Origin of the sequence: Actinokineospora pegani, from assembly GCF_009745975.1 — a bacterium.
Taxonomy (GTDB): Bacteria; Actinomycetota; Actinomycetes; order Mycobacteriales; family Pseudonocardiaceae; genus Actinokineospora; species Actinokineospora pegani.
Genome location: NZ_WHOL01000098.1, coordinates 199,603 through 211,685, shown reverse-complemented (window position 1 = coordinate 211,685; position 12,083 = coordinate 199,603). Strand labels below are relative to the sequence as shown.

The following is a 12,083-nucleotide window of genomic DNA, read 5'->3' as shown; positions in this document are numbered from 1 at the left end:
CCCACCCCAACGAGCCGCCCAAGCGAAGAATCCACTCTTTTCGCAGGCCAGACCCCCTAAGCAGCCCCCACCACGTCCCCGCCCCACCGCCCGATCTCCCCCTCCAGGTCCAACGGCAACACCCCCACCGCCTCCATCTCCGCCGTCACCCGCTCCCGGGGCACGAACCACGACACCTCGAACTCCACCCCGTCCGGATCTTTCGCGTACAGCGACTTCGACACCCCGTGGTCGGACGTGCCGACCAGCGCCCCCGCCGCACCGAGCCGGGCGGCGAAGTCGGCCAGCTCGACCAGCGTCCCCACCGACCACGCCAGGTGGTAGAGCCCCACCTGCCCCGGCACCGGCCCCACCGCCGCCGCCCCCACCTGGAACAACCCCAGGTCATGGTCGTTGTCTGACTCCGCGGCGCGCAGAAACACCGCCCGACCTGGGAACTCGGTGATCACCGTGAAGCCGAGCAGGTCGCGGTAGAACGCCGTCGAGCGGTCGATGTCGCGCACGTACAGCACGGCGTGGTTGAGCCTGCGGATTCCCATCACGGCACTCCCTCGGTATCGGTCATTCAATTTTCAACCATACCTGCGCGAGGGCTGCTCGCGCCTCCGGGCGCCGCAGTGCGACGATGTGACCATGAAGGCACGTGTGCTGGTAGTGGACGACGACCCGGCTCTCGCCGAGATGCTCACCATCGTGCTGCGCGGCGAGGGGTTCGACACGGCCGTGGTGGCTGACGGCTCTCGCGCCCTGCCCGCGCTGCGCGAGCTCAAACCCGACTTGGTGCTGCTCGACCTGATGCTGCCCGGGATGAACGGGATCGACGTCTGCAAGGCCATCCGCGGCGAGTCCGGCGTGCCGATCGTCATGCTCACGGCCAAGAGCGACACCGTCGACATCGTCCTGGGCCTGGAGTCCGGCGCCGACGACTACGTGGTCAAGCCGTTCAAGCCCAAGGAGCTCGTCGCCCGCGTGCGCGCCCGGCTGCGCCGCACCGAGAACGAGCCCGCCGAGACCCTGGGCATCGGCGACCTCACCATCGACGTGCCCGGCCACGAGGTCACCCGCGACGGCCGCGCCATCGCGCTGACCCCGCTGGAGTTCGACCTGCTGGTCGCCCTGGCCCGCAAGCCGCGCCAGGTCTTCACCCGCGAGGTGCTGCTCGAGCAGGTCTGGGGCTACCGGCACGCCGCCGACACCCGCCTGGTCAACGTGCACGTCCAGCGGCTGCGCTCCAAGGTCGAGCGCGACCCGGAGCACCCCGAGGTCGTCCTGACCGTGCGCGGCGTCGGGTACAAGGCCGGCCCGCCGTGACCCGGGCGGGTCGGGTGCGCGCCAACGGCACCCGGCTCGTCGCCGCCGCCCGCCGTGCCGTCGCCGCGGGTCGGCGGCGGTCGACCGTCCTCAGTGAACTGTGGCGCCGGTCACTGCAACTGCGCGTCGTGGTCAGCACCCTCGCGCTGGGCTCCGCTGTCGTGTTCGTGCTGGGCATCGTCCTGCAGAACCAGATCACCGGCCGCCTCATCGCCGCCAAGGAGGAGGCGGCGGTCCAGCAGACCAGGGCCGCGGTCGAGATCGCCGAGCGCGAGCTGGTCGGGATCAGCCTGGACTCCGAGGTCGTCCGCAACCGGCTGACCAGCGCCCGCAACCGCCTGACCAGCCTCTCGCCGGACAGCTCCGCGGGCGCGTTCGAGCCGGTCCTGGTCAACGACGACAAGGGCATGGCCCGCGACCAGGTCAGCTTCGCGGGCGACTACGACGCGGTGCCGGTCTCGCTGCGCGAGTTCGTCCTCAGCGACCCGCGCCGGACCGCCACCCAGATCTACACCGTCGAGCGGCAGAACAGCCGGATCACCTACCTGATCGTCGGGGCCCCCGTCTCCGCTCTGAGCACCACCCTGCCCTTGCAGCTCTACATGCTCTACCCGCTCACCGCGGAGCAGAGCACCATCAGCACCGAGCAGTCCACTCTTGTCGTCGGCGGCCTCGTGCTGCTGCTGTTGCTCGCGGGCATCACCAACCTCGTCACCAGACAGGTGGTGCTGCCGGTCCGGCGCGCCGCGCGCGCCGCCGAGCGCTTCGCCAACGGTGAGCTCGACGAGCGGATGGTCGTGGTGGGCGAGGACGACGTGGCCAGGCTCGCGCAGTCCTACAACGAGATGGCCGAGAGCATCGAGCACCAGATCCGCCAGCTCGAGGAGTTCGGCCAGCTCCAGCGCCGGTTCACCTCGGACGTCTCGCACGAGCTGCGCACCCCGCTGACCACCGTGCGGATGGCCGCCGACGTGCTGCACGCCTCCCGCGCCCAGTTCCCCGCGGGCCTGTCGCGCTCCACCGAGCTGCTGGTCGACGAGCTGGACCGGTTCGAGTCGCTGCTGGGCGACCTGCTGGAGATCTCCCGGCTCGACGCCGGGGTGGAGGATCTGGTCGCCGAGTACGCCGACGTGCGCGCCATCGCCCGGCGCGCGGTGGAGTCGGTGCGCGTCATCGCCCGCAACGTCGGCACCGAGATCGTGCTGGACCTGCCGGAGGAGGAGGTCACCGCCGAGGTCGAGTCGCGCCGGGTCGAGCGGATCCTGCGCAACCTGCTGGCCAACGCCATCGACCACGGCGAGGGCAGGCCGGTCGAGCTGCGCATGGCCATGTCCGCCGACGCGATCGCGGTGACCGTGCGCGACCACGGCGTCGGCCTGCGCCCCGGGGAGGCCGAGCTGGTGTTCAACCGGTTCTGGCGGGCCGACCCCTCGCGCAACCGGCAGACCGGCGGCACCGGTCTCGGCCTGGCCATCAGCCTGGAGGACGCGCGGCTGCACGGCGGCGGCCTCGACGCCTGGGGCGAGCGGGGCCACGGCGCCTGCTTCCGGCTGACGCTGCCCCGGATGGCGCGCGACGAGTACGGGGAGAGCCCGCTGCCGCTGCCGCCGGAGGACTACACCGCCGACGCGGACGTGGCGATCGAGGCCGGTTCCGTGGACGCTGGTGCTGAGGAGGTGCGCTCGTGAGCAGGTGGTCCAGATCCGGCTCGGTGCTGCTGGCGCTGCTGTCCGCCCTGGTGCTGGCGGGGGGGTGCGCCAACATCCCGGAATCGACCATGCCCAGGGTGGTGCAGGAGTCCGACGAGCAGAAGACGCCCAAGGTCGACGACCCGACCCCCAACCTGAACGCGTACGCGCTGGTCGGCGAGTTCGTCACCAAGACCGGCTCGTCGGAGGCCGCCCAGACCTACCTGGCGGGGGACGCGGCGCGGGAGTGGGACGGGGTCGCCGAGCCGACGATCATCGCCAACAGCCCCAGCACCCGGCCCGAGAGCGTCCCGACCGGGGACGCCGACGTGGTCGTGATCCTGCTCGAGGGCGCGACGATCGGGCGGCTGGGACCGCTGCAGAACTACTACGCCTCGGTGCAGAACGCCGCCTACCGCTTCACCGTCACCCGCCAGCCGAGCGGGCAGTGGCGGATCACCGAGGCGCCGGACACCGTCCTGATCACCGAGAGCGCCTTCGCCACCGCCTACAGCCGGGTCAACCTGCAGTTCTTCGACCCGGACGAGAGCGTGCTGGTGCCCGACCCGCGCTTCGTCCCGGCGGTCCCGCGCGACGGCTTGGAGGCCAAGGTCGTCGAGCTGCTGCTGACCGGGCCGTCCGACTCGCTGAAGGGGGCCGTCGCCAACCAGCTCGACGGGTTGGTGCTGCGCACCAACGTGCTGCAGGAGCCCGACGGCGCCATCAAGATCAACTTCGCCTCGGTGGACAAGTCCTCCGAGGAGCGGCAGAAGATCATCGCCCAGTTGGTCTACACGCTCAGCGACGTGACGACCAGCCCGCTGCGCATCCAGAGCGAGGACCGGCAACTGCTCCCGCAGCAGGAGGACTGGCGCCAGATCGACCTCGACCCGTTCGAGAAGCTCACGACCTCCAGGCCCGACCTGGTCGGGCAGGCGGTCACCAACGGGCGCGTCATCTCCCTGCGCGACGGCAAGCCGATCTCCGGCCCGGCGGGCTCCGGGGCCTACGACATCGCCTCGGCGGGCCTGTCCCTCGACGGCAGCACGCTGGCCGTCGTGCAGCGCACCTCGACGGGCCCTCGGCTGCGGGTCGGCCCGGTCGACGGCGACCTGTCCGAGATCAGCATGACCCCCACCCGGTCGCTGACCCGCCCGACCTGGCTGCACAGCGCCAGCGAGAACACCCCGCCCAACGAGGTGTGGACGGTTCAGGACGGCACCATCGTCAACCGGGTCGCCCGCGGCCCCGAGGGCGGTTGGGACAACTACCCGGTCGAGGCCACCGAGCTGACCCGTGGCGGCGGCGAGATCACCGACCTGCGGCTGTCCCGCGACGGCGTGCGGCTGGTCGCCGTGATCGACGGCCAGGTGCGCATCGCCCCGATCATCCGCAACCGCGACGGCGGCGTGGCCGTGCAGAGCCCGCTGACCATCCAGGGCGGGGTCTTCAGCGACGTGGTCAGCGTCGACTGGCTCGACCGGCAGACCCTCATCGTGGCGACCAACGACATCAGCAAGCCGGTGGCCGCGCTGCCCATCGACGGCTACTCGTACACGATCTACAACTCCGCCAACCTGACCCTGCCGGTCTCGGCGATCACCGCTGGCCCCAGCCGGGCGACGCTGGTGATGGACAAGCTCGGGCTGTGGTCGACGCTGGAGGCGGGCAAGGTCTGGCTGTCCCACCAGCACAGCCAGCCCGCCGGTTCGATCCCGTTCTACCCAGGCTGACCTGCGCTTTTCCGTAGCCTGTGGATAGTTTTGCGCACGATCCGGCGATCTGGTCCACCCTGACCGCCATGACGAAGCGCAACCCGGCCCGCGCCCTGCTGCGCGCGCTCCTCGACGCCCTGCTCCCCACCCGCTGCGCGGGCTGCGGCAGGCAGGACACCCCGTGGTGCCAGACCTGCGCGGGCGCCCTCGCCGCGCCCTTCCCCGTGCACCGGCCGCACCTGCCGCCCACGACGGCCGCCGCGGCGTACGCGGGTCCGGCTCGCCGCCTCGTCATCGCGGCCAAGGAGCGCAACCGGCGCGACCTCTACCCGGTCATCGCCGCCGCGCTCGTGTCCGGCGTGCCGCCCGCGCGGCCGCTGACGCTCGTGCCGGTGCCGTCGCGGCCCGCGGCGAGCAGGCGCCGGGGCGGGCCGCACATGACCGCCATCGCGCGCGAGGTCGGCGGGCGCGTGGGGCTGCCCGTCGCCGAGCCGCTGGTGCTGGGGCGGGGCGCGCGGGACTCCGTGGGGTTGGGCGCGCGGGAGCGCGGGCGCAACCTCGCCCGACACCTGCGGGTGCGGCCGGAGGCGCTGCCCGACACGCCGGTCGTGCTCGTCGACGACGTCCTCACGACCGGGGCCAGCGCGGTGGCGTGCGCGCGGGCTCTGCGCGGGCACGGGACAAAAGTGGCCGCCGTTGTTGTCTGCGTGGCAGCATGACCGTCCGCATCGCGAGAAGGCGCGCGGCTGAACGGGTGAACCACAGGAGGGAACCCACGCTCGTTCCCGTGCGTTGGCCGGGTATGCGGCTCAACGGTGAGCACCGCGGGGACGGCCCCGTACGCCGGGCGTGGTTGTACACCAACCCGGCGTGGTGCGCGATGCGTCGATCGGGTGACAACAAGTTCGCCCAATCGAACGTTTGGTCTGGGTTCGCCCGGATCTCACCGGGATTTCGGTCGCTGGCAGTTATTCGCGGTCACGGACGGACGTCCTCCGTGTCGGGGGCTGTCGCGCAGGTGAATCCGGGGCTAGCGTGCTGCGCTATCACCGTTCCCGGATGGCGGGAGGAGGCGAGTAGCCCATGACCCTGGCGCCGGTGGCGCGCTGACCGGGTGGGGGTTGTCCCCCTAGGTCACGCCCTGTTCTGGGCTTGGAATCCAGACGATCCCGGCGCTGAAGTCTTTCGGCGGAACCAACATCTCGCGTCACGCGAGGGAGGTCGTGTATGGACATCGTGGTTAAGGGCCGTAACGTCGAGGTGCCCGAGCACTACCGGGCGCACGTGGAAGAGAAGCTCTCCCGTCTGGAGCGCTATGACCGCAAGGTCATCCGCTTCGACGTCGAGTTGTTCCACGAGCCCAACCGCAGGCAGGCCAAGAACTGCCAGCGCGTCGAGATCACCGGTGTGGGCAAGGGCCCCGCCGTCCGCGCCGAGGCCTGCGCAGGCGATTTCTACGCCGCGCTCGACGTCGCCGTCGGCAAGCTCGAGAACCGGTTGCGCCGCCAGCACGACCGCAGGCGGGTCCACCACGGGCGGCGCAGTCCCGCCTCCGTCGCCGAGGCCACCGCGCTCGGCGCCAAGGCGCTGGGACCCAACGGCCACACGGCCGTACTGGACCTGCCCGCCACCGCCCTGCCCGGCCAGGACGTGCCGGAGCAGCAGTCCTGGGACGACCTGCCGGACAACCTCCCCGGCACCATCGTCCGGGAGAAGGAGCACCCGGCGAAGCCGATGACCGTCGACCAGGCCCTGGAGGAGATGGAACTGGTCGGCCACGACTTCTACCTGTTCGCCGACGTCGACTCCGGCTCGCCCAGCGTCGTCTACCGGCGCAGGGCCTTCGACTACGGCGTCATCCGCCTCGTCTGATCCAGCCCCGTCCGACCACCGCCGCCGCGCCCCGGGACCCGCGTTCCGGGGCGCGGCGGCGGGTGGCGGAACCCTCGCGGACCCTGATCCGTTACCCCCTGGTAGGTGGTGGCCCGGGTGCCTCGCCGAGCGCCGTCGGGGCACGTCGGTGCACGCGAGGCGGCGGGTTGCCTACGATGGCCAGGAACCGCGCCCCGCGACGGGTGCACGACTATCAGCGAGCGAGGTCGACTCGGATGGTGTTCTCCCGGATTCTGCGCGCGGGCGAGGGCAAGATGCTCAAGCGGCTGCGCAATATCGCAGACCACATCGAGACGCTGGAAGAGGACCTGGTCGATCTCTCCGACGAGGAGCTGCGCGACAAGACCGACGAGTTCAAGAAGCGCTACGCCGACGACGAGACCCTCGACGACCTGCTGCCCGAGGCGTTCGCGGTGGCCCGCGAGGCCGCCAAGCGGGTCCTGAACCAGCGGCACTTCAAGGCGCAGCTCATGGGCGGCGCCGCGCTGCACCTCGGCCAGGTCGCGGAGATGAAGACCGGTGAGGGCAAGACCCTGACCTGCGTGCTCCCCGCGTACCTCAACGCGCTGTCCGGCGAGGGCGTGCACGTCGTCACCACCAACGACTACCTCGCCCGCCGTGACTCGGAGTGGATGGGCCGGGTGCACCGGTTCCTCGGGCTCGAGGTCGGCGTGATCCTGTCGGAGATGACCCCGGCGCAGCGCCGCGAGGCCTACAACTGCGACATCACCTACGGCACGAACAACGAGTTCGGCTTCGACTACCTGCGCGACAACATGGCGTGGAGCCTGGACGACATGGTCCAGCGCGGCCACAACTTCGCCATCGTCGACGAGGTCGACTCAATCCTGATCGACGAGGCGCGCACGCCGCTGATCATCTCCGGCCCCGCCGACCAGTCCTCGGGCTGGTACAAGGAGTTCGCGCGGCTGACCCCCCTGATGAAGGGGATCGACACGACCACGATGGGCACCCAGGAGCGCACCACCCGGGCCGTGGAGATCGAGTCGAACTACCACTACGAGATCGACGTCCGCAAGCGCACGGTCGGCGTCACGGACAAGGGCGTGCAGTTCGTCGAGGACCAGCTCGGCATCGACAACCTCTACGAGGCGGCCAACACCCCGCTGGTGGGCTACCTCAACAACGCGCTCAAGGCCGAGGTCCTCTACACCAAGGACAAGGACTACATCGTCCGCGACGGCGAGGTCCTGATCGTCGACGAGTTCACCGGCCGCATCCTCGCCGGGCGCCGCTACAACGAGGGCATGCACCAGGCCATCGAGGCCAAGGAGCGGGTGGAGATCAAGGCCGAGAACCAGACCCTGGCCACGGTCACCCTGCAGAACTACTTCCGCCTCTACAACCGGCTCTGCGGCATGACCGGCACCGCCGAGACCGAGGCCGCGGAGTTCGACAAGACCTACGAGCTCGGCGTGACGCCGATCCCGACCAACCGGCCGATGGTCCGCATCGACCAGGCCGACCTGATCTACAAGACGGAGAAGGCCAAGTTCGAGGCGGTCGCCGAGGACATCGCCGAGCGGCACGAGAAGGGCCAGCCGGTGCTGGTCGGCACCACCAGCGTGGAGCGCTCGGAGTACCTGTCGAAGCTGCTGGTCAAGATGGGCATCCCGCACAACGTGCTGAACGCGAAGTTCCACGAGAAGGAGTCCATGATCATCGCCCAGGCCGGCCACAAGGGCGCGGTCACGGTGTCGACGAACATGGCCGGTCGTGGCACCGACATCCAGCTCGGCGGCAACCCCGACCACATCGCCGAGGAGCGGCTGCGGGCCAAGGGCCTCGACCCGCACGAGACGCCGGAGGAGTGGCGCGCGGCGCTGCCCGACGCCCTCGCCGAGGCCGAGGCGGAGGTCGAGCGGGAGCGCGAGGAGGTCCGGGAGGCGGGCGGGCTCTACGTGCTGGGCACCGAGCGCCACGAGTCGCGCCGCATCGACAACCAGTTGCGCGGTCGCGCGGGCCGCCAGGGCGACCCCGGCGAGTCCCGGTTCTACCTCTCGCTCGGCGACGAGCTGATGCGCCGGTTCAACTCGGGCATGGTCGAGCGGGTCATGGACACCCTGCGGGTGCCCGAGGACCAGCCGATCGAGGCGAAGATGGTCACCCGGGCGATCAAGTCCGCGCAGACCCAGGTCGAGCAGCAGAACTTCGACATCCGCAAGAACATCCTCAAGTACGACGAGGTCATGGACAAGCAGCGCAAGGTGATCTACGCCGAGCGCGAGCGCATCCTGCGCGGCGAGGACCTGCAGAGCCAGATCCAGCGCATGATCGACGACACGGTGGCCGCCTACGTCCAGGGCGCCACCGCCGACGGGTACGCCGAGGACTGGGACCACCACAAGCTGTGGACCGCCCTCAAGCAGCTCTACCCGGTGACGGTGACGTGGGAGGAGCTGGTCGACCGCGCCGAGGCCGAGGGCTTGGACGTGGACCACGACTACCTGCTCACCGCCATCCAGCAGAACGCGGCCGAGGCCTACGCCGCCCGCGAGGCCGAGATCGACGGCCGGGTCGGCGAGGGCACCATGCGCGAGCTGGAGCGCCGGGTCATGCTCACCGTGCTGGACCGCAAGTGGCGCGAGCACCTCTACGAGATGGACTACCTCAAGGAGGGCATCGGCCTGCGCGCGATGGCCCAGCGCGACCCGCAGATCGAATACCAGCGCGAGGGCTTCGAGATGTTCGCGGTCATGCTGGACGCGCTCAAGGAGGAGTCGGTCAGCTACCTGTTCAACCTCCAGGTCGAGCAGGCCGAGCCGCAGCCGCAGGTCCAGTTGGCCGCCGCCCCCGCGGCCGTGCCCACCGTCGACAAGGCGCGGCAGGCCGAGCTGCAGGAGCGCCAGGCCCGCGCCCAGGCGGCCCAGGCCGCCTCCGCCGCGGAGCGCGCGGCCGCGGCCGCGCCCACGGAGAAGCTGCCCCCCGCCCTGCGCAAGGGCCTGGAGGGCCCGACCAACCAGCGGCTCAACTACTCCGGCCCCACCGAGTCCGGTGGCGTCGAGTCCCGCAAGGAAGGCGGCGACGACGGCCAGGGCGGCAGCGCCTCCCGCCGCGAGCGCCGCCAAGCCGCCCGCGACCAGGCCAAGAAGGGCCGCCGCGGCCCCCGCCGCTGAGCACCACCCCCACACCTGTGCCGCGCCCGGTCCGCCCGGGCGCGGCACAGGTGTTTCCGGGCTGTTCCCGCTTGGCGTTGCTGCTGGTCATCGTGCCTATCGGTGTGCGGGGCCGTTGAGTAGCGGGATCATGCACCGCCACTGCTCACCAGCGGTCTCCATGCGGTCTGCGGAGGCCGGCTCCTGCCCCGCCCATCCGCGCAGCTTCACCACTCCTGGTTCTGTGCCGCCCCGGCCCGCCCGGGCGACGACACGGGTGGGCCCGGGCTGTTTCCGTTTGGCGTTGCTGCTGGTCATCGTGCCTATCGGCCTCCACCCGCGCGGCCGCACCACCCCCGGTTCCGTGTCGCCGGTTCCACCGGGCGCGGCTCGTGAGCTTGCTGGGGCGGGCACGCACCGCCACTGCCCTCCACGGCCTCCGTGCGGCCCGCGAGAGCCTGCACTCGCCAGCCCCCGGCCCCTCCACTCGCACCGACACGCACAGGTCCACCACCCCGACCCGTGCCGCGCCCAGCGGAACCGGGCGCGGCACAGGCGTCCCCGGGCTACCCCCGCCTGGCGTTGATGCTGGTCACCGGGCCCACAGGCCTGCCGGGGCCGTTGATCAGCGGGCGCAGCAGCACGCACCGCCACTGCCCCTCCACCGCCTCCATCCGGCCCGCGAAAGCCTGCACTCGCCAGCCCCCGGGCCCCTCCACCCGCACCGACGCGCACAACTCCACCACCCCCGGCACAACTGCGCACGTGTGCAGCGACAAGAGCCGATGTCGTCGACCGCGGCTCTTCCTGGCCCTGGTCAGCAGCGCCTCGTACACCCCCGCGTCCACCGCGGCCCGCAGTTGCCCCGGCGCGCGCTTGCCGTCGAGCACCTCCAGCACCAGTGCCAGCAGCCGCCAGAGCGTGTCCCGGGTGGGGCCCGGCTCGTCGCGGGTGGGCACCGGGCCCCGGCGCAGCGCCTCGACCGGGCGCGGCGGTGACGGTGGCGGTGTCGACCACGCGGGTTCCGGCTCGATGATGTCCGGCAGGATGCTCAAGCGCACCATTGTGTTTCCTCCCCCGAATCAGGTGACGTCGCGCAGACAGAGCGCCCGCCGCCCGGGGGAGCGGACGGGTGTCACCCGAAGAGGGGAAGGCCGTGGAGTACGAGGCGCTGGTGGTCGACTACGCCGGGACGTTCACCGACGAGGGGATGGCGGAGGTGGTCGCCGACGCGCGCGGGCGCGGGCTCAAGACCGCCCTGCTGTCCAATGCGGACCACCGCCCGCGCGGGCTGCCGGACGTCTTCGACGCCGTCGTCGTCTCGGGTGAGGTGGGGGTCGCCAAGCCGGACAAGGGGATCTACCTGCACGCGGCGCGCGTGCTGGGGGTCGACCCGAGCCGCTGCGTCTTCATCGACGACGTCCCCGGCTACGTCCGCGGCGCCGTGCTGGCGGGCATGACCGGCATCCGGCACACCTCGACCCAGTCCACACTGGACGAGCTAGCGGTCCTTCGCGGCTGATCGGCGCACCAGTTCGAAGCACAGCACCGCCGCGGCGCTCGCCACGTTCAGCGACTCCACGCCGCCCGCCATCGGGATCGACACCCACCCCGACACCTGCGAGCGCACCCCCTCGCCCACGCCTGCCGTCTCACTGCCGAGCACGAACGCCACCCGGCCCGGCCACTGGGCGTCGAACACCGTCGAGCGGGCGCCCGCGTCCATGGCCAACAGCGGGTAACCCGCCTCGCGGAGCGCGGCCGCCGCCTCCTCGGCCGTGTGGCAGCGCAGCACCGGCGCGGTGAACGCCACCCCGGCCGAGGCCTTGACCACCATCGGGTCGATCGAGGCCACCCCGCGGCGCGGCACCACGATGCCGCCGATCCCCGCCGCCGTGGCGGTCCGCAGGATCATGCCCACGTTGGCCGGGGTCGTGACCCCGTCGAGCAGCAGCACCGACCGCGGCGGCTTCGGGCCGGACAGCGCGTCGGCCAGGGTGCGCATCCGGGGCGCGACCACGTCGGCGAGCACGCCCTGGTCCTGCTTGCCGTTGCCCGCCAACACCTTCACCCGCTGCGGCGTGGCCCTGCGCACCTCGACGCCGCGCGCGCGGGCCGCGTCGATGATCTCCCTGGCCGCCAGGCCGCGGGCGTTGTCGGCCAGCACCACCTTGTCCACCGACAGCCCGCGGTCGGCCAGTGCCTCGAGCACCGGTTTGCGGCCGTAGACGGTGACGAAGCGGTCTTTGGGGGAGGGCTCCTGCGATGACACCCGGAGAGTCTGGCACGCGCGGGCATGACCCTGCCCACGCCCCGCTCTCGAGCCGCACCCGCGCGCGGGGGGTGTGTCAGGATCAACG

10 protein-coding genes are annotated in these 12,083 nt (G+C 71.5%); 7 read left to right on the top strand and 3 right to left on the bottom strand.

The window, feature by feature from the left end; translation table 11 throughout:
• Positions 1-56: 56 nt before the first annotated feature.
• Entirely contained in the window at positions 57-539 is a 483-nt protein-coding gene (locus GCL84_RS18285; RefSeq protein ID WP_156756698.1) for a VOC family protein, read from the bottom strand.
• A gap of 94 nt (positions 540-633) precedes the next feature.
• Between GCL84_RS18285 and mtrA the strand changes: the two genes are divergently transcribed.
• The 6 genes from mtrA to secA all read left to right on the top strand — a co-directional run bounded on the left by mtrA (position 634) and on the right by secA (position 9,744).
• Entirely contained in the window at positions 634-1,311 is a 678-nt protein-coding gene (gene mtrA / locus GCL84_RS18280; RefSeq protein ID WP_156756697.1) for an MtrAB system response regulator MtrA, read from the top strand.
• Positions 1,308-2,999 carry an MtrAB system histidine kinase MtrB gene (mtrB, locus tag GCL84_RS18275; protein WP_197523335.1) on the top strand — a complete coding sequence of 564 codons (1,692 nt, stop codon included), beginning with the start codon at positions 1,308-1,310 and terminating at the stop codon, positions 2,997-2,999. Before mtrA ends, mtrB begins: the two co-directional genes overlap by 4 nt.
• Positions 2,996-4,732: an LpqB family beta-propeller domain-containing protein gene (locus tag GCL84_RS18270; RefSeq protein ID WP_156756696.1), complete on the top strand. Its 1,737-nt coding sequence runs from the start codon at positions 2,996-2,998 to the stop codon at positions 4,730-4,732. The genes mtrB and GCL84_RS18270 overlap by 4 nt, the downstream gene beginning before the upstream one ends.
• 68 nt (positions 4,733-4,800) lie before the next feature.
• On the top strand, positions 4,801-5,433 hold the full coding sequence (locus GCL84_RS18265; RefSeq protein ID WP_156756695.1) for a ComF family protein: 633 nt from the start codon (positions 4,801-4,803) through the stop codon (positions 5,431-5,433).
• A gap of 508 nt (positions 5,434-5,941) precedes the next feature.
• Entirely contained in the window at positions 5,942-6,586 is a 645-nt protein-coding gene (gene hpf, locus GCL84_RS18260) for a ribosome hibernation-promoting factor, HPF/YfiA family (RefSeq protein WP_156756694.1), read from the top strand.
• 236 nt (positions 6,587-6,822) lie between these two features.
• Entirely contained in the window at positions 6,823-9,744 is a 2,922-nt protein-coding gene (gene secA, locus GCL84_RS18255; protein WP_156756693.1) for a preprotein translocase subunit SecA, read from the top strand.
• Between the two features lie 545 nt (positions 9,745-10,289).
• On the opposite strand, the gene GCL84_RS18250 is transcribed toward secA, so the two are convergent.
• A complete protein-coding gene (locus tag GCL84_RS18250; RefSeq protein ID WP_156756692.1) occupies positions 10,290-10,778 on the bottom strand; it encodes an Rv3235 family protein in 489 nt (162 codons plus the stop codon).
• A gap of 77 nt (positions 10,779-10,855) precedes the next feature.
• Between GCL84_RS18250 and GCL84_RS18245 the strand changes: the two genes are divergently transcribed.
• Positions 10,856-11,245, top strand: coding sequence for an HAD-IA family hydrolase (locus GCL84_RS18245; RefSeq protein ID WP_235926395.1), 390 nt, complete (start codon positions 10,856-10,858; stop codon positions 11,243-11,245).
• Here GCL84_RS18245 and GCL84_RS18240 read toward each other — a convergent pair.
• Positions 11,225-11,995, bottom strand: a complete 771-nt coding sequence (locus tag GCL84_RS18240) for a TrmH family RNA methyltransferase (protein ID WP_156756691.1) — start codon at positions 11,993-11,995, stop codon at positions 11,225-11,227. The two genes, GCL84_RS18245 and GCL84_RS18240, sit on opposite strands and share 21 nt — an antisense overlap.
• Positions 11,996-12,083 lie beyond the last annotated feature (88 nt).